This is a genomic window from uncultured Nostoc sp., assembly GCF_964245575.1.
GTDB lineage: Bacteria > Cyanobacteriota > Cyanobacteriia > Cyanobacteriales > Nostocaceae > Nostoc.
On the sequence record NZ_CAXTNP010000082.1, the window covers coordinates 1 to 21,165 of the forward strand.

The following is a 21,165-nucleotide window of genomic DNA, read 5'->3' on the forward strand; positions in this document are numbered from 1 at the left end:
AGTCACCAGTCCCCAGTCCACAGTCTCCAGTCCCCAGTCCCCAGTCCACAGTCTCCAGTCCCTTTCTACCTTTCTACAGGAATATTCAATGCCTCTAGCTTCAATTCTTGAGCGGGATAATCAGTAAGAGCAAGTGATATTTTCTTGACATCATCAAGTAAAGCTGTGGGAATGCTCACAGTACCTGTAAATGCTGGCCCATTTGCAGGCAATTCTGTTGGTAAACCCTCTGTACTCGCACTCAGGGTTCGTCCTTTATCATCGGTAACATCTAAAAAACTATACAGGAAGCGCACAGAATCTTTCCCTTTGTTCTGCATTTTCACTTTCAGTAGCAAATCACCACCAGAGTAGCGGACAGATTGCACAGACATGGTTACGCCCTCACTCAGGGCAGTAACTGGAAAACCTGGCTGAAGTTTTTCTTCAACTACTGCTGGGGGTTTCTCCTCTGGCTTCTGCTTGCTGCTATTGGTTTCTTCATCATCATCCTCTAGCTTTTCCGATTTAGCAGCCTTGGTCTTACCCTCAATTCGCGCTTTGACAATTTTCAGAATTTCGTCCTCTTTTAATAGCACTAACCCTCCCTGTTGGGAGTTATTTGCCTTATTACTGGCAAATTTGGTTGTAGGACGCCCATCTGGTGTAGTAACGCCTTTAAGTGCTGAACTACCTAGTCCAAACCCCAAAAGGGCACTCACAGAACCTGCTCCCATCATCAGGATTAACAAAACCAAAGTAAGAAGTACAGTAGAATTTATTTTCATCGCTGACAAGCTATCACAATAGAATGCTGGTCTATTTAAGAATAGTGAAGCTTTTGACCTCAATCCTTAAAGGAACTTAATCAATATTAGTTTGCACTATTTTATGATTAAATTATGTAGTATAAAAATATGAACAGCTATTGTTGAGTATTCACAGGTGTAAATCTGTGCTATAATGGCAAAATTGGCTAAACTCAGTGCATGAAGTATTTTCCTCACTGTTTAGCAAATCAGGTTGACCTAAGAGTTGAAGTAATTAACTCTTATGAACCCGCAACCCAACAAAACAAGCGCCTTTGGCCGATTGGGGAGGCAACGAACTCATAATTCGTCTTCAGGCTGGTTCGATTCCAGCAAGGCGCACTAGAACGATCAAAAAGCAATAATACAGGGATTAAGGGCATGGGGCATGGTGAAGAGGACAAGGGGAAAGACTTGTTGCAAGTTCTCACTTCTTGTCCTCTTGTGTCCCCTGGTCTCCCTACACCCCAATATTACCGAGGTGGTAAAGTTTCAAACTTGAATTCAGTTCCCACTTTGAGTTTATTGTTGCTATTCAAGCGAGGAGACATCATTAGCGATGTGTCGTAAGGATTTGGTAAATCAGGAGTGCGAATATATGGATCGTTGCCAGCTTGCTGAGTCAGGACATCATGATATAAAGTGTTAAGCAACTGAGCATCGCGGGCAATTTCATTTTCTGGGAAGGAACCACCGAAACCGTAACCACCTCCTATAAGTGAGTCTAGCTGGCGCTTAAGGCTACTATTTTCGTAGAAATTGCGATCGTGACGAAAATAAGCTCGCTCAAATACATCACTCGTAGTTTCAGTTTTGGGGGTTTCCGTTTGGGCAGATGCAACAGAGGGAAAAGCAATACCAGCAGCAAGCAGTAGCAATAAACCACCAAAGGTTTTAAATTTTATACCCACGTTCCTAACTCCTCAATTTTTGGGCAATCTTAATTTATGCTTAATTTCAGAACTCTGATGAGTTCAACCTTTGGTGTAGCACAACTTTTAATGTTTTGTAATGACGTATCCTACTGAAACTCTTACCCACTCTGATATTTGGGCAACCACTGCTGATTTGACTATTTTGCGCCAGAAGCTACTAGATTTATTTTGCCAACTTGCTTATCAAGAAGGTGATTTTCTCCTCTCTTCTGGGCTGCGTAGTTCTTATTATGTCAACAAGACACAAGTAACACTCCATCCTCAAGGTGCTTTGGCAGTCGGACGATTGCTATTTCCTTTTTTACCTGTAGATACACAGGCTGTGGGTGGTTTAACAATGGGGGCTGACCCAATTGTGACAGCAGTGAGTATAGTTTCTGTTTATGAAAACCGTCCTATACCAGCGCTGATTATTCGCAAGGAAGCCAAAGGTTATGGAACGAAAGCTTATATAGAAGGCCCCACTTTACCAGAAGGTGCAAAAGTAGTAGTTTTGGAAGATGTCGTTACAACTGGGCAATCTGCTTTAAAAGCAGTTGAGCGTCTTAAAGATGCAGGTTATACCGTAAATCAAGTAATTTCACTGGTAGACCGACAGCAAGGAGGAGGTGAATTGTACCACTCAGCTGGGTTGAAGTTTGAAACTTTGTTTTCGATTCAGGAAGTTCAGGAACGCTACCGACAACTTGCGAAATCATAAGTGTCGCTTGCCAAATTGTTTGACAATTTGACAGATTTGTGTAATTGAAAATATTACTCTTAAAGCCCTAATAAGGGTTTTATTATTTTAGGCTCAAAATAGCCTAGTAAACATCAGAAGGCTATTTTTTGTATATTTTTAGATAAGTTGATGAATTTCATTTACTGCATTGATGATCAGAGAAGATGCTTTTTCGATTTCTTCTTTGGTTGTAAATTTCCCAAGACCAATATCTTAACGCTCCCTCAATTATATTTTCCGCAAGATTCATAGCTGTAGTCAACCTTAAATTGCTGACCAATCCTCAATCTTTAAAGAAGACACTAAATCTCGACGGTTAATTAATTCATTCCACAAAATTGCACTGCGATGATAAACGCGATCGCAAATATCAGAAAGCTTACTATTAAAGTCAGTAATGTTATTGAGTATTTCGATTTGTCCTTCAATCCAACATTGCTGATTTATATTTATACTAAATGACTGATTGAGAGTTTCATCTAAAAATTCTTCAGCTTCTTGTAAACGATAATTTACCTCTTTTCTCGCTCCCCCATCAGTTTGTAACTCTTTGGCTGTCTTTTTAATGTTATTTAAGAGACTATTTATAAAGTAAATCTTTAGACAACAAGACGACGCAACATAACACGAGTCATAACAGCATATATTGCAGCTTCACTCATTTCGGGAAGACGTTCATAATCCTCATTAAGACGATGATATTGGTTAAACCATCCGAATGTTCTTTGTACAACAAGCGCGTTTGGGTAAAACCTCAAATTGTTTTCCTGTACGCTGCATTACCTCAACATGAGCTTGAATCATCAGCCACACTGCTAGAGCAAATTTATCGCCGTTATAGCCAGAATCAACCCACATAACTTCGACTTTTTCCAAGACTTCTGGATGTTCTTCTAGCAGTTGCATCAAAGCATAGGTTGCAAGCACTCAATAGGGGGCGCTTCCTTCACTTACCACAACTTTAAGTACTAGTCCCAGACTATCAACTATGGTTTGGCGTTTACGTCCCTTGATTAGTTTACCGCCATCAAAACCGTATACTTCCCCCTTTTTTCAGTCGTTTTTACCGACTGACTGTCTGCCGCGATTGCCTCCGGCACGCTACGCGAACGCAGTTGGTTGGACTGACCTACCCATTTGTTCCCGAACCTGGTCACGTACCAGAAGTTTTAATACATAATCCACTCCAGTAGATCGCCAATTGGCTGAATTACTATAGACAATCGACAACTCGAATTCTTATGTATACTTAAAGCCAGCAGCGGGATTTGAACTCGCGACCTTCCGATTACAAGTCGGATGCACTACCACTGTGCTATGCTGGCAAGTTTAGCGTAGGCCTAGCCCACCGTAGGTATGGCTCTTAAACAGCAACCACAATTCATCATTGTACCATAATCAATTTATTTGTCTAGCAGCGATCGCTAAAATATTTCCCTTTGACTACATTGGGCTAGGAAATCCGAAAGTTTAGCAAATTCGCTACTTTATATGCGTCTAGATGGTTTGCTGGGCATTGCAAGCCTTTTGAACTCAAAAAATAAGTGACTCTAATCAATCACTGATAAAGTTGATAAATTGATATTCATGGCAAAAGCTAACTCAAATCCTGGGTTGGGTGCAAAAATATCTAGTACAGTTCTAAAACTGTATTTTCTTGCCACAGCTCAATAAAGGAACAGAAATATATAATTATTTTTTACAGATTACAAGCATGGCAGCATTGCTCGGACGAGATTTATTAAGTCTAGCGGACATCAGTCCTACGGAACTTCAAGAACTCCTGCAATTGGCAACTCAACTTAAATCACAACAGCTGAAGTTGCAATGTAATAAAGTTTTGGGGTTGTTGTTCTCCAAAGCTTCAACTCGTACACGGGTAAGTTTTACGGTGGCGATGTACCAACTGGGTGGGCAGGTAATCGATCTCAACCCTAATGTCACTCAAGTTAGTCGCGGGGAACCTTTACAGGATACGGCGCGGGTGTTAGACCGATATCTGGATATTTTGGCAATTCGCACTTTTGCACAGCAAGATTTAGAGACTTTTGCTCACTATGCCAAGATTCCGGTAATTAATGCGCTTACCGATGCAGAACATCCTTGTCAGGTATTAGCTGATTTATTGACGATTCAAGAAAGCTTTAAGACCCTTGCTGGATTAACTTTGACCTACGTGGGTGATGGAAATAATATGGCTAATTCTCTGATGTTGGGCTGTGCTTTGGTGGGGATGAATGTTAGAATTGCTACCCCTAGCGGATATGAGCCAGATTCTAAGATTGTAGAACAAGCAAGAGCGATCGCTAATAATAAAACGGAAGTTCTCATCACTGATGATCCAGAATTAGCAGCTAAGGGTTCTGCTATACTTTACACTGATGTTTGGGCGAGTATGGGGCAAGAAGCAGAAGCAGACAACCGGATGCCAATTTTCCAGCCTTATCAAATTTCGGAGCAGTTATTGAGCCTTGCCGAACCAGAGGCAATTGTTTTACACTGCTTACCAGCCCATCGTAATGAAGAAATTACCGAAGCTGTTATTGAAGGTTCTCAATCACGAGTTTGGGAACAGGCAGAAAATCGCTTGCACGCCCAAAAAGCTTTACTTGCAAGTATCTTAGGGGCAAAATGAAAAGAGTTAGGAGTTAGGAGTTAGGAGTTAGGAGTTAAGAGTTAGGAGTCAAAATAGCGAGTGTGCGATTGGCTCCTGACTACTTGCTGGTAAAAAATCCAAAATAAAAGGGTAAAAGAAAAAAGAATATTCTTACCTTTATCTTTCATATTTTTACTTTTCTCTTGTTATGGGGAGTTTTTTGTAGTACTAATGTTCTAGAGACATTTATAATTACTTCCCGCAAATTTATGGAACGTCTAACAGAAGCTCAACAAGAACTTTACGAATGGTTGGCAGAATACATCCGATCACACCAGCATTCGCCTTCAATTCGGCAAATGATGCAAGCGATGAACTTGAAGTCACCAGCGCCAATTCAAAGCCGTTTAGAACATTTACGTACTAAAGGATATATAGAATGGACTGAAGGACAAGCGCGAACGATTCGGATTTTGCGTCCTGTGAAGCAAGGTGTACCAATTTTGGGCACGATCGCTGCTGGTGGTTTAATAGAACCGTTTACTGATGCTGTAGATCATTTAGACTTTTCTAATTTCGATTTACCTCCCCAAACTTACGCTTTGCGGGTAGCTGGCGATAGCATGATTGAAGATTTAATTACTGATGGCGATGTGGTATTTCTGCGTCCAGTAGCAGAACCTAATCATTTGAAAAATGGTACTATCGTCGCCGCTAGAGTCGATGGATTCGGTACAACATTAAAACGTTTTTATCGCCAAGGCGATCGCGTTACCCTTAAACCAGCAAATTCTAAGTACAATCCCATTGAAGTAAGTGCTATGCAAGTGCAGGTGCAAGGTTCACTCATTGGTGTTTGGCGTGGTTACAACTAAGTAATGGGGAGTGGGGAGTGGGGAGTAGGGAATAGGAAGACAAGGGAAATAACCAATGCCCAATGCCCAATGCCCACTTGCCTTGAGCGACTTGTGCCGAGCGACTTGTACTGAGCGGCTTGTGCCGAGCAAAGCCGAGGTAAGTCGAAGTAAGCCCAAGGGATGCCCAAGGGATGCCCAATGCCCAATGCCCATTAATTAGGGTTCGTTACCATCTTTGTGCTTAATATATGTACCTGACGAAAAATCCAGTGCAGCAACTGCCCACTTTCCGGTTGAAATTACCAATTGCAAGGGAAATTTTGGGCAGTTATTACACTCCGCAACCATTACCAGGATGCCCAAGAATGCCTGTATCTCTGCAATTGCGGCAATATCAGCGCCAAGCGATCGCTAGCTGGTTTACCAACAATGGCAGAGGGACGCTGAAAATGGCTACTGGTAGTGGTAAAACTATTACCGCATTAGCGATCGCTTGTGAACTCTACCAACAGATTAATTTACAAGTTCTGTTGGTAGTGTGTCCCTATCGTCATCTCGTCACTCAATGGGCGCGAGAATGTGAAAAATTTAATTTGCAACCCATATTAGCTTTTGAGAATTTACGCACTTGGCAAAGTCAACTTTCTACCCAAATTTATAATCTGCGTTCTGGTTCTCAACGATTTGTTACTGTGATTACTACGAACTCTACTTTAATTGGAGATGGTTTTCAGTCTCAACTCAAATATTTTCCCGCCAAAACTTTAATTATTGGGGATGAGGCGCATAATTTAGGCGCACCCAAGTTAGAAGAAAGTTTACCGCGTAGTGTTGGGTTGAGACTGGCTTTATCTGCAACACCAAAGAGGTATTTTGATGATTTTGGTACGCAATCTCTATTCGATTATTTTGGCCCAGTTCTCCAGCCAGAGTTTACTTTGAGGGATGCGATCGCTCAAGGTGCTTTGGTACATTATCTGTATTATCCAGTATTGGTAGAGTTAACTGAGGCAGAAAGTATTGCTTATTTAAAGTTAACTAAAAGAATTGGGCGATCGCTTCTTTATCGAGATCGAGAAAATGGCGAAGCGGGATTTGAAGACAATGAAGATTTAAAGCCGTTGTTGATGCAAAGAGCAAGATTAATTGGTGCAGCAGAAAATAAATTAACCGCCTTGCATGAATTAATGACAACTCGCCGCGAAACTACTCACACACTTTTTTATTGCAGTGATGGTTCACAAGAAGCGGGACAACGTTCATCTCTACGCCAACTCAAAGCTGTTGCTAAAATACTCGGAGTGGATTTAGGGTACAAGGTAAGCACCTATACAGCCCAAACAACTTTACAAGAAAGGGAAACATTGCGCCATCAATTTGAAAGTGGAGAGTTGCAGGGTTTAGTCGCAATTCGTTGTTTAGATGAAGGTGTTGATATTCCGGCAATTAAAACTGCGGTGATTTTATCAAGTTCTGGTAATCCTCGCCAGTTTATTCAGCGACGGGGGCGAGTTTTACGTCCTCATCCGGCTAAAGAACGCGCGACAATATTTGACATGATTGTTTTGCCACCAGATTTAGATAGAGAAACTATAGAAGTTGAGCGTAATCTTTTGAAAAAGGAATTGCGTCGCTTTGTAGAGTTTGCTGATCTAGCTGATAATGCTGGTGAAGCAAGAATGAAGTTACTTGATTTACAAAAGCGATATGGTTTATTAGATATTTGATGATGAAGCAGAGAATAGTTATATTTTGTTGTAAAATTTTTAGAGTTTTTAAAAAAGAAGCATTAAGTATGAAATAATAAGATTATGAGTTGGATTATAATGGGATGTAAGTAAAAAATTTAAACTTATTTACATTTTATTATAATATATTATCAACATTGATAATAACAGAAAACGATCAAACAATAAAGTGTTTTTATAAAGAAAATTATGATTTCAAAGATAACGCAAACAGTGGCTTTACGGAGGCGAAAGCAGCACTAGAGAAAGTTAAAATATAGAAAAACTATATTTCCCAACAGAAGATGTCACAAGAGGCGAATATCGATGATGTGCAGGAGCCAATAACTAGCGCTCCGCCAGAAGTGCGGCGAATTATTGAGCGGGTATGGAAGCTGGAAAAAGGCAGACTAGATAAGAAGATTAACAGCCATATAAATGATAATATTTTGGACATTATTAAGGAAGAGGTGCGATGAAGCTGACTTCAATCAAGCTATGCAACTTTCGCTCCTTTTATGGTATGACACCAGAGATGATCCTGGCTGGGGGAGATGCTCAAAACACGACAATTATTCATGGCAATAATGGCTCTGGTAAAACTAGCTTGCTGAATGCCTTTACGTGGGTATTGTATGATAAGTTTAGTGCCGCGTTTGCATCGATAGAGCAGTTGGTGAATAAGCGTGCGATCGCCGAAACTCAAAAAGGTCAAGCTGTAGAATGTTGGGTAGAAATTGGCTGGGAACATGAAGGTAAACGCTATCGAGTTAAACGCGCTTGTCGGGGTTATAAAAACGAAGGAGATTTTGACGCTGGCAAAACTCAATTAACTATGTGGGTTGGTGCAGATGATGGCAAATGGAATATACCAACTCAGCAACCAGACGATATAATTAATCAAATTTTACCCGCTACTTTACATCAATATTTTTTCTTTGACGGCGAACGAATTGAAGAAATAGTCCGTTCTGATAAAAAAGCTGAAATTGCTGAAGCTACAAAAATTTTCTTGGGTGTAGAAGTAATCAACCGTTCCATCAGACATTTGGGAGATGCTAAAAAAACTTTAGAAAATGAGTTAAAAGCTATTGGGGATTCTGAAACTAAACAACTATTACGACAGCAAGAAAAGTTAGAACGCGAACGTGAACGTATTACCAAACGGCAAACAGAAATTAAAGAAGAGTTAGAATATCAACAAACTTTTAAAAAAGAGACAAGTAACCGTTTGCGAGAATTAAGTGCTGCTAAGGAATTGCAAGAAAGATGGCAAGATTTGGAATCACAGAAAGTTGCGAATCAAGAAGAATATAAAAAAACCAAGCAAACGCTGAAAAAAGTTATTTCTGCGCGGGGTTATACCGTTTTACTCTCAGAAACTACATCCCAGTTTCGAGGAATTATCAATGATTTGAAGCAGAGAGGCGAGTTAACATCAGGAATTTCGCGGGAATTTGTGAATGATTTACTCAATTCTCAGCGCTGTATTTGTGGCGCAGAGTTGCACGCGGGTAATCATTATCATACTCATGTGAGTACTTGGTTAAATAAAGCCGGTTCCTCAGCGGTGGAAGAAACTGCAATTCGCATGATAGCACAAGTAGATGAAATTGATAAGCAAGCCATAGGTTTTTGGGAAGAAGTTGATAGAGAACAAACTAGGATTAATCAGTTAAGGCAAAGCATATCTCAAATTGAAGGCGATTTAGACAATATTCAAGAACGGTTGCGAAAAGATGCTAATGAAGAAATTAGCAGTTTACAAAAACGCTTAGATGAAATTGAAAGTAAAATTGATGAATTGAATCGAGAACAGGGTGCAAATCAGCAGCAAATTGCTCAAATCACAACTGAGATTGAAGGTTTAAATAAACAAATCGCCAAGCAAAAGCTGAATGAAGATAAGCAAACTCTAGCACAGCGACGAATTAACGCCACTCAAGATGCAATTGAACGGTTAACGGAAGTTAGAAATCGTCAAGAACAACAATTTCGCCTGCAACTAGAAAAGCGAGTACAAGAAATATTTATGGAGATTTCTGTGACTCCATACATTCCTAAAATTAGCGATAAATATGAACTGACATTAGTAGAAAATACCACAGGTATAGAAGCACCCGTTGCAGCTTCCACCGGGGAGAATCAAATTCTCAGTTTATCCTTTATTGCCAGCATCATTGACAAAGTAAGGGAATGGAGTGAGAAACGAAAAATGATGATGATTCCTGATAGTAGCACTTTCCCAATTGTCATGGATTCACCGTTCGGTAGTTTAGATGAGAATTCGCGGCGACACATTGCAAAGACAATTCCGCAATTAGCGAATCAGTTGATAGTTTTAGTTACTAAAACTCAGTGGCGGGGTGAAGTTGAAGCAGAGATGACAGAGAGAATCGGTAGAGAATATGTGCTTACGTATTATTCATCTAAGCCGGATTGCGAACAAGATTATATTGAGTTGGGTGGAGAAAGATATCCTTTGGTGAAACAAAGTCCTAACGAGTATGAATATACTGAAATTATTGCGGTTGAACGTAATCTTTAAAGGATAAAGTATATGGTTGCAAGTCCAGACAGAAAGTATATGACTCCCCAGAAATACCTGGAATGGGAAGAACACCAAGATATTAAATACGAATATATCAATGGTGAAGTCTTTGCCATGACTGGAGGTACAATTCCCCATACTAGTATTGCCTTAAACTTAGCTTCAGCGTTAAAAAGTCACCTCCGAGGAAGTTCCTGTCGGGCTTTTATGGCAGATGCAAAAGTAGGAGTAACTGAGAACGGGCCGTTTCACTACTCGGATGTTATGGTGAGTTGTGATGAAAGAGATAGACAAGCTATTGAATTTATTCAGTATCCTTGTCTAATTGTCGAAGTCCTCTCCCCTAGTACGGAAGCTTACGACAGAGGTCGTAAATTTATTCAGTATCGCCGTATCCAGACTTTACAAGAATATGTCCTCATTGATGCTGAAAAAATCACTTTAGATTGTTTCCGGCTAAATGATAAAGGGATTTGGGAGTTACATCCTTATGAAGAGGGGGATGAAGTTCATTTAACTAGTGCTGATTTTCACTTTCCTATTTCTTTGATTTATGAGGATGTTCAATTTTCAATATAAGTTTTGGAGAAACGTAGACGCATCAGCAGCTTGCCGCAGGCTACCGCAGAGGCCCAAAGTAAGCAGAAAGAAGAGAAGATGTAAAATTGAGATTATCTCTAACTAATTAGAAAATGTTTTATGAGTATTAAAACTGAGGCAACTATTGAAGATTTGTACCACTTACCTGACAATTGTAAAGCAGAGATTGTCAATGGGAAATTGATGCTGATGTCTCCAACTGGATTTTTACCAGGACGCGCAGGCGGTGAAATTTATGCAAGTCTACGGGATTATGAACGTCTGACAAAAAGTGGTTACGCTTTGCCTGATAATGTCGGTTTTATTGTCAATCTCCCTAACCGCCGTTCTCTAAGTCCTGATGCTGCGTTTTATACTGGGAAACCTACAGGCGGGAAGTTTATCAATGGTGCGCCTATATTTGCTGCTGAGGTGCGAAGCGAAAATGATTACGGTGATAAGGCTGAGAAAGATATGGCTAGTAAACGCCGTGATTATTTTGCAGCTGGTACTTTGGTAGTTTGGGATGTAGATGTACTTAAAGAAGAAGTTATTAGAGTATATCGTGCTACTAATCCTGAAGAACCGCAAGTATATCGCCGTGATGAGATGGCTGAAGCTGAACCCGCAGTGCCAGGATGGACTATGTTAGTGGATAATTTGTTTATTTAGCGATCGCCTGCATACTATTATAAAATAATAGCTTGACAAGTGCGTCAACTTAGGCATCAATTTTCGCTATCGGTTAAAATAGCAACAATGTAAATATTAAAACAATGGCTGAAACTGGCAGAATCAGGGTTGCTAAAGATAAGGCTGAGTTGGTGAAAGATTTAACATCTTCCGATGGTGGAACAGGGCCTTTTAATACTTTTGCTGATGTGATTGTGTTTGCAGCAGCTTTGGGTGCAAAGCATAAAAAACGAGTGGCTTTAGGAGAGATTTCTAAAAGAGAACCATCGCCAATCAGAATAGAGTATTTTGCCTCAATGGGAAATGATATTTTAATAAAATTATTAGCAATTAATGAAACTAAAGATATAAAAACACTATCTATCAATGAAGAAGAATATGAAAGACAACGCAATCATATATTTGAAGAGTACGCTAATGGGGGACTGGAAATTTTGCAAAATGAGTTGCGTGGATCAGTAGATTATGCAGAGCGAATTTTATTATTTATCAGTTATGAGCGAATGAATAATGAAGAGCAAGATGAGGAATTTAATTTAACAAAATTCCTATCTTGATTTTTAATTATGCTCATAAGTAATGATTTATATCCATTCAAGTCGGACTTTTACTATCTTGACTGCATCCGTTACAGCATTTGCAGCAGTAGATAACTTATAAGGCTTATCTGGGTTTTTAGGTTTAGGATCTATTCTAACTACATTATCCTTCCAAAGTTGGTTTTCTCTTGACCAATCTAGTTGTGCTAGTTGTAAAACTTTTTCTTCATTAAAAAAATTGTTTTCTGAATCGTATATGTAGTGCAATAAACGCCCTAAAACTTCCAGCCCCACGCTTACACCTAGAATACAGTCTTCTTTAAATGCAGCTACTTCATCTATTGTTAATTCTTCAACAGTTGTATCAGCAATATACTCAGTATTACTGCATTCTGATAAAAATCGATTAAGACAAATAACCAAAGCATCAGATGCTTGATAAACATCATAATCTCGAAGCTGATTACTTGGATCGTTAGTAAAAACACAACTTACAAATCTAGCTATAAAATTAGTTGTGTAAATCAGCTTTTGTTTAGTTGCAGGACTTGATTTAATCTTTTCTGTCTTATCCAGAAACATTGGTACTCGTTTTATTAATTCTTTAGTAATACCAACTCGACCAGAGAACTCACCAAATGATAATAATAATGATTTATCTAGTTGTTTGGTTTGAGCCATGTCTCTGAAATCTGCCTGACACTGTTGAAAGTCACCCTCTAAAACTAGAGTAATTGCAAAATCATCATCACTGATTAAGTGGCTTTCAGTACTTTCTATCAATTCGTGAATTGCACGTTTACGGTGCTGTCCATCTGTTATATCTAATTTGACTCCACGACGAATAACAACTAGACAAATGCCCCTACCCAGTTCAAGAATTGTTATATCTTTTGGAGCTACATTAGCAGTCAAAGTTCCTACAATCCAAGGTTTTTCTTTTCGGGAACGATCAACAATATATTTTTTAATTTCATCAGCATGACCTTTAACCTCTGGGCGATTTTTACCAGAATCAGGATCATTCCCAGTGGATGGTTTAGCTTGGAGAAGACCAGAAAAGTCACTCGCAGGTACATTAATTTGCAGCATGGTACGCTTTCCCTGCCTAAAAATGAGTCCTGGATAGCAGCGATCGCGATGATATTGTGAGAAAAATGGCTCAATAAAGGAGCTAAACTGAGCTTTCATCTGAGGAGAAATGCTATTACTACCATCCTCAATTGGTTGAGCCATATAAATACCTAATAGAAATTAGTAGATGTTAGCAAACATGATATGCAACCCTTATAGACTGTAGCATCGGTAAAAACCACACTGAAAAATCCATACTTAACTTGGCTAGTTCAGAATATGTGGAAGTCCTACCGCTTTTGGTTCGACAAACTCCCCATCAAAACTTATAGTTTTATCTTCCACAGTCCTAGCATCCGCTAAAACCTTACGCAATTCAGCACGTTCCATCTGATCCTGAATTCCACCTAGGACATAAACCAATAACTTCGCCGCCAAATCTCGTCCAGCAACTTGCACCCGCTTTTTATTTGGGTCATACAAAACCCCATACCACAGAGATTGGGGATACTCCATACCACTAAAGCCGCCTTGTTGGTCAAACTTCCGCAACTTCTTAAAAATATCTGCTAGGGAAAAACCTTTTTTAAATACCAAAATTCCCAAAGCTTGCGCTAATGCAACTTGAGCAACCGGACGGAAAAGCATATTTCCTTCACCTCCATCTTTCTCAAAGCTGAACCGCCGTAAAGCTGGTGTATCCTCGTGTTCTAAAATTTTATAACTGGAAAGACTAGCTAAATAATCAAATAGCTTGTTAAATTCCTCAATTCCCTGCTCAAGTTCTTCATCCTCTGGACGCATGGGAATTAGACCTTTCTCCAAGGGTTTCCAGTGAGGAAACTTTTGAGCCAAATATCGCTCAGACATATCTTGCAGAGCTTGCAATGTCGTCAAAACTGTAGAATTGGAAGCCACTGTTGCACTATTCCAATTAACACGGGGATTGCGCTCTTGTCGTTGTTCTAATAGTGGATGTGTAACTGCAATTTTTCTAGCAACGATCGCAAAACCATCATCTTCATTCAACTGTGTTAACTGACCTTTAGTCAAGGGTGCAGCCATCAGGTTCACATGAACAAAAATCGATCTCACCCTCCGCCTCGCCTCGGTGCGAGTTTCCCCAAGCGCTACCGCACAGATGAACTCAATACCAATTTTTTCCTTGGGTAAATTTTGCAAGTAAGCAAGGTCTACTTGGTATTTGTCAATCAAATCATTTACTGTAATAAAACTGTCATCAGCACCTTTATCTTTTTTATAGCGCTGGAGTTTACGAGTTTTGATTAACTCCATCAATCCTTGCACCCCCATTAATCGATGTTGACCATCTAGTGCATAAATGGTTACATCATCCTCAGAAATATTTAGTAGACCTACCTGATTTTCTTTATCTAAGGGTATAAAATCAGTCGTAGACTTGGTGGCGCGTCCTTCGCTATCCCACTCAGCAGCTTTGGGATTATCCACCCACGGTTGATTAATTACAACCAACACTGGTGGAAACTTATGGTTGTGTCTAGCCGCTAAATACTGGACTAGAGGTGCTTGACGTGACCAATCAAGGGGACGCTGCTGAATTTCATCGATACTATCCGCGTCAATCTCAACATTATCAGTTTCTGGATTATACTTTTTTTGAAACAGAGGTAAGCCAGAGGCGAAGTGAACACGACCTGCAAACCATTCCAGGGTAACAGAACTAACATAAGCCTCAGTCCCACCCATCTCGGTTTTTTGAACGAAAATCTGATCTTTTCTCCCTAAAAACTTCTCTAGGAGTAAAGCTAGTACTTGTTTTTCCTTGTTTTCTCGTTCCAGGTACTCTTTAGCGATGTCAGCAGTTGGGTTGTCTTTCATGTTTATTTTTAAAAATAACAGGATATAAAGCAGCTTACATTGTCTAAAACATTCATACCCAATCTTTATATTTTTAAAAACTTTTAAAAATGCTATACTATAGGGCTGATCACCAAACAACTAATAACTAAAAGTTGCAGTTATTGCGGTTATATATAATACAGGTAAAATCTCAACAAAGTCCGTGTAGGCGGACTTTGTTTGTGTGCCAGTAAATTTTGGTGGGAGGGGCGTTTATCGGTCGCCCAGATAAAAGAATTAAAGAAAATGCTTGTTCAGATAGGGAGGAGATAAATGGCTACAGCACAACAGCCAGAAAATAAAGTTCAGGAAACGCGTACTGTAGCAGATTTAGTGGAAGATATCCAAGCTCTCACCACTGAAATTCAAGAATTGTACTGTTTAGATGAGATACCTTGGGTTGTAGGTTACTCAGGAGGTAAAGATAGTTCATGTATACTGCAATTGGTTTGGAATGCGATCGCAGCACTCCCACCTCAAAAGCGAACTAAAACAATATATGTGATTACTACAGACACACTGGTAGAAAATCCGATCGTTGCTGCTTGGGTACGCAATTCTCTAAAACAGATGAAATCTGAGGCCCAAGTGCAAGGATTACCATTTGAACCCCATTTGCTACAGCCAGATTTTAAAGAAACATTTTGGGTAGGCTTGATTGGTAAAGGTTATCCAGCACCCAGAGGAAAATTTCGTTGGTGTACAGAACGCCTCAAAATTAATCCCTCTAACCGCTTTATTCGTGATGTGATCCGAGCGAGTGGAGAAGCGATCGTTGTTTTGGGGACTCGCAAAGCTGAAAGCACAAAACGTGCTAGCCGAATGAAAAAATTGGAAGCCCAACGGGTACGCGATCGCCTCAGTCCTAATATGAACTTGCCAAATTCTTTAGTTTATAGCCCTATTGAAGACTGGCAAAATGATGAAGTCTGGATTTATCTCATGCAGTGGGAAAACCCTTGGGGGTACAGCAATAAAGATTTATTTACCATGTATCGAGGTGCTTCTGCTGATAATGAATGTCCTTTAGTTGTCGATACATCTACCCCTAGTTGTGGTAGCTCTCGTTTTGGTTGCTGGGTTTGCACGCTGGTTAGTCAAGATAAATCGCTGGCGGCGATGATTCAAAATGATGAAGAGAAAGAGTGGATGCAACCTTTACTTGATTTCCGTAAAGAATTGGATGCTGAAGAAACCCGTGATAAAAGAGATTTCCGACGTAGAAATGGTGGTGTCCAACTTTATGAACGTAACTTAGAAGATGGGACATCTATTGAACCTATTCCTGGCCCATTTATTAAAGAAGCGCGGGAGGATTGGCTAAGAAAGCTGCTTACAGTTCAAAAACAAATTCGTCAAACAGCGCCAGAAAATATGCGCGACATCACCCTAATTACTCTAGAAGAAATGAGCGAAATTCGCCGCATTTGGCTAGAAGAAAGACACGAATTTGATGATAGCTTACCCCGGATTTATCAAGAAGTGACTGGCGAAGAATTTCAAGACCCCCGTCCTGGCGCTGACTATAGCCTACTAGGTCGTGATGAATGGATAGTATTAGAAGAAATCTGTGAAGGTGACGCGATGCACTTGGAACTCATGGCGAAATTATTAGACACAGAACGCCAGTATCGCAAAAAGACTCGTCGTGTGGGAATATACGAAACCCTAGAAAAATGTTTTAATACGAGTTCCCGTTCTCCAGAAGACGCAATTAAAAATGCTCGTTTGAAACGCGAATTAAGCGAAGCAGTTAGTCAAGGTGATGTTGCAAAAGTCAAGCAAATGACTTTGGGGGATGTTGCAGCAATCAATGAAGTAGATGAAGGTGAAAGCGAAAGTGATGAACAGGTAAGTTGGGCAAGTATGAAATTTAAAAAGGAAGATTCAGAAGAATAACAAGAAACCCGGCGATTGGAAATCGCGGCTACACAGACGAAACCCACCTTTCCTTCCCTACAGAAGGCTGCGCGAAAGTGGGTTGAACAAAAATGAAGTCAAATTTTACGCAATTGTATGATACGCAAGAATAAATAAAACTATATTACGCAATGTAAATAATTTACATTTGCTCGTAGTGAGGGCTTCAGCCCTATTTTGTTCGGGTAGCGGACGCACCAGAAGGCTGAAGCCCTCACTACAAACTTTTAACTGGTATTTAATAATTTTAAAAATCAATGATATTTCTTGAACTCGTATTACAAAACTTTGGCCCATACAGTGGGAAACAGGTAATCAATCTTAACCCAAAAATTGATGAGGAAAACTCGCGTCCAATTATCCTCTTAGGTGGCATGAATGGCGGCGGAAAAACTACGCTTATGGATGCCATTCGTCTTGCTCTTTATGGCCCCCGTGCCCAATGTTCTACCCGTGGTAATTTAAGTTATAACGATTTCCTCAATCAATGTGTTAACAACAAAGCGGAAAGTGCGGTCTTAGGGTCTCCCCAAGAGGAGCAACTTTCCAAGAGAATAGATCCAGTTGCAGACACCCGTATTGAATTACTTTTTGAACATATTGAAAACGATAAACCAATAAAATACCGTGTTGTGCGTAGTTGGACAAAAAATCCTAAAGATGGTAAAGATACATTAGGTATTTTAGGGGACAGTGATACCTGGCCTGATGCTTTAGTTAATATCTGGGATGAATATATTGAAAATCTTCTGCCGTTAGGTATTTCTAACTTATTTCTCTTTGATGGTGAACAGGTTAAAGAACTCGCAGAACAAGAAATACCACCACCAGTTGTAGTAGACGCAATACGTGGACTTTTAGGGCTAGAGTTAGCAGATCGTTTAGCAGTTGATTTAGATATTTTAGTTAACCGTAAACTTAAAGAAGTTGGTAATAGTAAGGATTTAGCAAACTTAGAGGAAATTGAAACTAGGTTAACCCAACAGCAAGAAGGTTATCAAACAACAGTAGAAAAATTAGAAACTCTCAAAAATCAGGTAGAAGAGTTAGAACAAAAGCAGCAAGAGGCCTTTGATAAATTTATTTCTGAAGGTGGGAAGATTGCAGCAGAACGCAATCAACTAGAACTACAGCAGGATACAAAAACTGCGGAAATTGAACAAGTACGTCAATTAATCTGTGAATTGGCTGCTGATGTTTTACCTCTGGCATTAATTCCCAATTTGCTTAATCAGGCGCAAGCACAGGGTGAAAAAGAATTTCGTCATCAACAGATACAAATCTCCAAAGATTTGTTAATTGAGCGAGATCAGCGCTTATTGACTTGGCTAAATCAAGTAGAAGTTTCTCCGATAGAAGTTGAAAAAATCCAATTATTTTTAATTCAAGATGTAGATAGTTTATATGCAAAGACTATCCAGACAGAAGCACCTTGGCTATTAGCTGATGATGAAACTTTAAGTCAGCTAGATAATCTCATATATCATTTACAAAATTCTAAACTTTTTGCAAAAGAGAAACTAGCTATTCTCAAAAATAAAGAAGAAGAAATTCATACTCTAGAAAGGCAAGTGCAAACAGCAGCAGCACCAGAAGATTATACAAAGCTGCGTCAAGCATTAGAATCGGCACAGAATCAAGTTGTTGAAGCTAAAGCAAATTACGAAACAATCCGCCGTCGTTTAGCTGAATTGGAAACTATTATTGCCAAATCAAAAAAGGAATTAAGTGATTATACTGTAGAAAATATTAAACATAAAAATAGCGAACATATTATTACTTCAGCAGCAAAAGTTCAAGACACACTCAAGATTTTTCGTGAAAAATTAACTCTGCGAAAACTCAATAAATTAGAGGAGGAAGTTAAAAACTGCTTCCTTTATCTCCTGCACAAATCAGACTTAGTGCATCGCATTACCATTGATACAAAGACTTTTAGCCTTTTGCTTTACGATTTAAATGGTAAACCTGTCCCTAAACATCGCCTCTCTGCTGGCGAAAAACAACTACTAGCAATCGCCTTCCTCTGGGGTTTAGCCAAAGTCTCTGGACACCGCTTACCAGTAGCAATCGATACGCCATTAGGTAGGCTCGACTCATCCCACCGCAGCAACTTAGTTGAGCGTTACTTCCCCGCCGCCAGCCATCAAGTAATTTTGCTTTCTACCGACACCGAGATTGGAAAGAAAGAAGTAGAAACACTGCGAGAAAACGAAGCGATCGCTCGTGAATATCTGCTCAAATACGACTCCTCCACCCGCCAAACAACTATCCAATCAGGATATTTTTGGTAGTAAATATTATTAAAAAATTGAGCGATCGTAGTTTCAAAATTATGGAATCACCAATAGAACGTATTCGTCTCTCCCAAACAGCCAAAGACCAACTTACCAAACTTAAGCGCAACACTAAAATCGACCAATGGAATATCTTATGCCGTTGGGCGTTTTGTCGTTCCCTTGCAGAAGCGACCGCACCCTCCCCCGTCCCAATTCCCCAAGATAGCAACGTCGAAATGACTTGGCGCGTCTTTGGCGGCGAAATGTCCGATATACTGCTCCTCGCCCTCAAGCAACGCTGTCACAATGACGGCTATCCCACCGACAAAGAAACCCTCGCCACCCAATTCCGTCTACACTTACATCGTGGTATTGGCTACTTAGCAGGCGATCCAAATATCAAGAAAATTGAAGATTTAATTGAACTGGCGGTTAAAAATTGAAAGGATATTAGTTGACTGTTAACTGTTCACTGTTAACTGACAACTAATATTATGGCTGAAGCGCTAGAAATTGAGCGTCATAGAGCTGCGATCGCTCGCACTGATTTATCTCGCCCCGTGCGATTGGCTATAGAATGGGCAATCCTACATCAAGACACCACTTTTTTTGATTACGGTTGCGGCTACGGTGGTGATGTCCAACGAGTAAAAAACTTAGGCTACACCAGTGCAGGCTGGGATCCTTACTACCATCCCGATGTCCCATGCACTCCCGCCGATGTGGTCAACTTGGGGTATGTCCTCAACGTCATTGAAGACGCAGAAGAACGCCGTAAAAGCCTTCACCAAGCCTGGGAACTCACCGGGAAAGTTTTAATTGTCGCGGCTCAAATCCTGATTAACGCTCCCAGCAAAACTCAACTTGCTTACAATGATGGCATTGTGACGCGCCGCAATACTTTTCAGAAATATTACGAACAAGAAGAACTTAAAACTTATATTGATGAAGTCTTAAATGTCGATGCAGTACCGATCGCTTTAGGTGTCTACTTTGTTTTTCGAGATGAAGCTGAAAAAGAAAGTTACAAAGCTATCCGCTTCTTTTCTGCAACTTCTACACCGCGAGTCCGCATCCCCGTTAAGCGGTTTGAAGACTATCAAGAACAACTGCAACCATTAATGGCTTTTTTTACCAAGCGCGGTAGACTACCTGTTAAAGGTGAATTGGAAAATGAACAGGAATTACTGAGTGAATTTGGTAACTTTCGCCGCGCCTTTGGTGTAGTTTTGCAAGCCACTGACGAGGAAGAATGGGATGCGATCGCTTACCGTCGTTCTCTAGATATCCAAGTTTATCTCGCGCTCACCCACTTTGATCAACGCCCTGCATGGCAGAAACTAGCCCCAGAAATACGTCACGATATCAAAGCCTTCTTTAGTAGCTATGAGGAAGCGTGCCTTGTAGCCGACCAAAAACTTTTCAGCTTAGGTAAACCTGGGGTAATTCAAACTGCGTGCGAAAAAAGCAAAATTGGTAAACATACACGCGGTGCGCTTTACATCCATGTTTCGGCATTAGCAGCACTTGACCCTGTACTACGAATTTGTGAAGGTTGCGCTAGCCGTACCATTGGGCGTGTCGATGAAGCCACATTAATCAAATATCATACTGATAAGCCGCAAATATCCTATCTGTCTTACCCCGAATTCGATACTGATCCCCATCCGGCATTAAAAGCCAGCATCGGTATTGATTTAAAAACCCTGTTCATAACTCATCGAGACTACGAAACTAGGGCAAATCCGCCGATTTTACACCGTAAGGAAACATTTGTTACCAGCAACTACCCACGCTACGAAGAATTTGCTAAACTCACTCAACAAGAACAGGAATTAGGGCTGCTTAACCAAAAAAGCGACATTGGTACGCGTGAAGGTTGGAAAAAATGCCTTGCTGCACACAGAGTAGAAATCAGGGGGCATCAGGTTCATCCAATTCAGGAAAGTTAAGGAAAAGCTAAGACTTTCAGGACATTCTTGATGAGCATATCAGCCAAGAAGATTGGGTACAAACTGGCGTATA

Annotated in this window: 17 protein-coding genes, 2 tRNA genes and 1 pseudogene; 14 read left to right on the forward strand and 6 right to left on the reverse strand. The window is 40.2% G+C overall.

The window, feature by feature from the left end; translation table 11 throughout:
- Nucleotides 1-65 precede the first annotated feature (65 nt).
- Nucleotides 66-767 carry a hypothetical protein gene (locus ACFFAP_RS15105; protein WP_375511969.1) on the reverse strand — a complete coding sequence of 234 codons (702 nt, stop codon included), beginning with the start codon at nt 765-767 and terminating at the stop codon, nt 66-68.
- A 290-nt stretch (nt 768-1,057) separates the two neighbouring features.
- Between ACFFAP_RS15105 and ACFFAP_RS15110 the strand changes: the two genes are divergently transcribed.
- Nucleotides 1,058-1,130: transfer RNA gene (locus ACFFAP_RS15110), tRNA-Ile, on the forward strand.
- 131 nt (nt 1,131-1,261) lie between these two features.
- Here ACFFAP_RS15110 and ACFFAP_RS15115 read toward each other — a convergent pair.
- Entirely contained in the window at nt 1,262-1,699 is a 438-nt protein-coding gene (locus ACFFAP_RS15115) for a hypothetical protein (protein WP_375511970.1), read from the reverse strand.
- A gap of 100 nt (nt 1,700-1,799) precedes the next feature.
- On the opposite strand from ACFFAP_RS15115, the gene pyrE reads away from it, so the two are divergent.
- Nucleotides 1,800-2,423 carry an orotate phosphoribosyltransferase gene (gene pyrE, locus ACFFAP_RS15120; RefSeq protein ID WP_375511971.1) on the forward strand — a complete coding sequence of 208 codons (624 nt, stop codon included), beginning with the start codon at nt 1,800-1,802 and terminating at the stop codon, nt 2,421-2,423.
- Between the two features lie 620 nt (nt 2,424-3,043).
- On the opposite strand, the pseudogene ACFFAP_RS15125 reads toward pyrE, so the two are convergent.
- Together ACFFAP_RS15125 and ACFFAP_RS15130 are read right to left on the reverse strand one after the other, a co-directional pair.
- Nucleotides 3,044-3,671, reverse strand: a pseudogene (locus tag ACFFAP_RS15125) (transposase); the annotation flags it as partial.
- Nucleotides 3,672-3,697: 26 nt separating this feature from the next.
- A tRNA-Thr gene (locus ACFFAP_RS15130) sits at nt 3,698-3,769 on the reverse strand.
- A gap of 389 nt (nt 3,770-4,158) precedes the next feature.
- Here ACFFAP_RS15130 and argF point away from each other — a divergent pair.
- The 8 genes from argF to ACFFAP_RS15170 all read left to right on the forward strand — a co-directional run bounded on the left by argF (nt 4,159) and on the right by ACFFAP_RS15170 (nt 12,004).
- Nucleotides 4,159-5,079, forward strand: coding sequence for an ornithine carbamoyltransferase (argF, locus tag ACFFAP_RS15135; protein ID WP_375511972.1), 921 nt, complete (start codon nt 4,159-4,161; stop codon nt 5,077-5,079).
- 230 nt (nt 5,080-5,309) lie between these two features.
- Nucleotides 5,310-5,915, forward strand: coding sequence for a transcriptional repressor LexA (gene lexA, locus ACFFAP_RS15140; RefSeq protein WP_069068979.1), 606 nt, complete (start codon nt 5,310-5,312; stop codon nt 5,913-5,915).
- Between the two features lie 230 nt (nt 5,916-6,145).
- Entirely contained in the window at nt 6,146-7,624 is a 1,479-nt protein-coding gene (locus ACFFAP_RS15145) for a DNA phosphorothioation system restriction enzyme (RefSeq protein ID WP_375511973.1), read from the forward strand.
- Between the two features lie 305 nt (nt 7,625-7,929).
- Nucleotides 7,930-8,103: a hypothetical protein gene (locus tag ACFFAP_RS15150; RefSeq protein WP_167407660.1), complete on the forward strand. Its 174-nt coding sequence runs from the start codon at nt 7,930-7,932 to the stop codon at nt 8,101-8,103.
- Nucleotides 8,100-10,172, forward strand: coding sequence for an AAA family ATPase (locus tag ACFFAP_RS15155; protein WP_375511974.1), 2,073 nt, complete (start codon nt 8,100-8,102; stop codon nt 10,170-10,172). Before ACFFAP_RS15150 ends, ACFFAP_RS15155 begins: the two co-directional genes overlap by 4 nt.
- 12 nt (nt 10,173-10,184) lie before the next feature.
- The gene (locus ACFFAP_RS15160) at nt 10,185-10,754 is read left to right on the forward strand and encodes a Uma2 family endonuclease (RefSeq protein WP_375511975.1); all 570 of its coding nucleotides are present in this window, start codon (nt 10,185-10,187) and stop codon (nt 10,752-10,754) included.
- Nucleotides 10,755-10,874: 120 nt separating this feature from the next.
- Entirely contained in the window at nt 10,875-11,426 is a 552-nt protein-coding gene (locus ACFFAP_RS15165; RefSeq protein WP_375511976.1) for a Uma2 family endonuclease, read from the forward strand.
- Between the two features lie 104 nt (nt 11,427-11,530).
- Entirely contained in the window at nt 11,531-12,004 is a 474-nt protein-coding gene (locus ACFFAP_RS15170; protein ID WP_375511977.1) for a DNA phosphorothioation-associated protein 4, read from the forward strand.
- Nucleotides 12,005-12,031: 27 nt separating this feature from the next.
- Here ACFFAP_RS15170 and ACFFAP_RS15175 read toward each other — a convergent pair whose 3' ends face one another.
- Together ACFFAP_RS15175 and ACFFAP_RS15180 are read right to left on the reverse strand one after the other, a co-directional pair.
- Entirely contained in the window at nt 12,032-13,222 is a 1,191-nt protein-coding gene (locus ACFFAP_RS15175) for a DNA sulfur modification protein DndB (protein ID WP_375511978.1), read from the reverse strand.
- A gap of 105 nt (nt 13,223-13,327) precedes the next feature.
- The gene (locus ACFFAP_RS15180) at nt 13,328-14,920 is read right to left on the reverse strand and encodes a DGQHR domain-containing protein (RefSeq protein ID WP_375511979.1); all 1,593 of its coding nucleotides are present in this window, start codon (nt 14,918-14,920) and stop codon (nt 13,328-13,330) included.
- A gap of 294 nt (nt 14,921-15,214) precedes the next feature.
- Here ACFFAP_RS15180 and dndC point away from each other — a divergent pair, with 294 nt between their 5' ends.
- From dndC to ACFFAP_RS15200, 4 genes are all read left to right on the forward strand, one after another.
- Nucleotides 15,215-16,840 (forward strand): DNA phosphorothioation system sulfurtransferase DndC, encoded by a 1,626-nt coding sequence (gene dndC, locus ACFFAP_RS15185; RefSeq protein WP_375511980.1) that lies wholly within the window; start codon nt 15,215-15,217, stop codon nt 16,838-16,840.
- Between the two features lie 278 nt (nt 16,841-17,118).
- Complete coding sequence (gene dndD / locus ACFFAP_RS15190) at nt 17,119-19,155, forward strand: DNA sulfur modification protein DndD (protein WP_375511981.1); 2,037 nt, start codon at nt 17,119-17,121, stop codon at nt 19,153-19,155.
- Between the two features lie 41 nt (nt 19,156-19,196).
- On the forward strand, nt 19,197-19,583 hold the full coding sequence (dndE, locus tag ACFFAP_RS15195; RefSeq protein ID WP_375511990.1) for a DNA sulfur modification protein DndE: 387 nt from the start codon (nt 19,197-19,199) through the stop codon (nt 19,581-19,583).
- 51 nt (nt 19,584-19,634) lie between these two features.
- Nucleotides 19,635-21,092 (forward strand): DNA phosphorothioation-associated putative methyltransferase, encoded by a 1,458-nt coding sequence (locus ACFFAP_RS15200; RefSeq protein WP_375511982.1) that lies wholly within the window; start codon nt 19,635-19,637, stop codon nt 21,090-21,092.
- The last annotated feature ends 73 nt before the right edge of the window (nt 21,093-21,165 follow it).

Excerpts from the sequence above, each read along its gene's own strand:
- ACFFAP_RS15105 (WP_375511969.1), bottom strand. The coding sequence starts at position 767 with ATGAAAATAAATTCTACTGTACTTCTTACTTTGGTTTTGTTAATCCTG.
- pyrE (WP_375511971.1), top strand. The coding sequence starts at position 1,800 with ATGACGTATCCTACTGAAACTCTTACCCACTCTGATATTTGGGCAACC.
- argF (WP_375511972.1), top strand. The coding sequence starts at position 4,159 with ATGGCAGCATTGCTCGGACGAGATTTATTAAGTCTAGCGGACATCAGT.
- lexA (WP_069068979.1), top strand. The coding sequence starts at position 5,310 with ATGGAACGTCTAACAGAAGCTCAACAAGAACTTTACGAATGGTTGGCA.
- ACFFAP_RS15145 (WP_375511973.1), top strand. The coding sequence starts at position 6,146 with ATGTACCTGACGAAAAATCCAGTGCAGCAACTGCCCACTTTCCGGTTG.
- ACFFAP_RS15150 (WP_167407660.1), top strand. The coding sequence starts at position 7,930 with ATGTCACAAGAGGCGAATATCGATGATGTGCAGGAGCCAATAACTAGC.
- ACFFAP_RS15155 (WP_375511974.1), top strand. The coding sequence starts at position 8,100 with ATGAAGCTGACTTCAATCAAGCTATGCAACTTTCGCTCCTTTTATGGT.
- ACFFAP_RS15160 (WP_375511975.1), top strand. The coding sequence starts at position 10,185 with ATGGTTGCAAGTCCAGACAGAAAGTATATGACTCCCCAGAAATACCTG.
- ACFFAP_RS15165 (WP_375511976.1), top strand. The coding sequence starts at position 10,875 with ATGAGTATTAAAACTGAGGCAACTATTGAAGATTTGTACCACTTACCT.
- ACFFAP_RS15170 (WP_375511977.1), top strand. The coding sequence starts at position 11,531 with ATGGCTGAAACTGGCAGAATCAGGGTTGCTAAAGATAAGGCTGAGTTG.
- ACFFAP_RS15175 (WP_375511978.1), bottom strand. The coding sequence starts at position 13,222 with ATGGCTCAACCAATTGAGGATGGTAGTAATAGCATTTCTCCTCAGATG.
- ACFFAP_RS15180 (WP_375511979.1), bottom strand. The coding sequence starts at position 14,920 with ATGAAAGACAACCCAACTGCTGACATCGCTAAAGAGTACCTGGAACGA.
- dndC (WP_375511980.1), top strand. The coding sequence starts at position 15,215 with ATGGCTACAGCACAACAGCCAGAAAATAAAGTTCAGGAAACGCGTACT.
- dndD (WP_375511981.1), top strand. The coding sequence starts at position 17,119 with ATGATATTTCTTGAACTCGTATTACAAAACTTTGGCCCATACAGTGGG.
- dndE (WP_375511990.1), top strand. The coding sequence starts at position 19,197 with ATGGAATCACCAATAGAACGTATTCGTCTCTCCCAAACAGCCAAAGAC.
- ACFFAP_RS15200 (WP_375511982.1), top strand. The coding sequence starts at position 19,635 with ATGGCTGAAGCGCTAGAAATTGAGCGTCATAGAGCTGCGATCGCTCGC.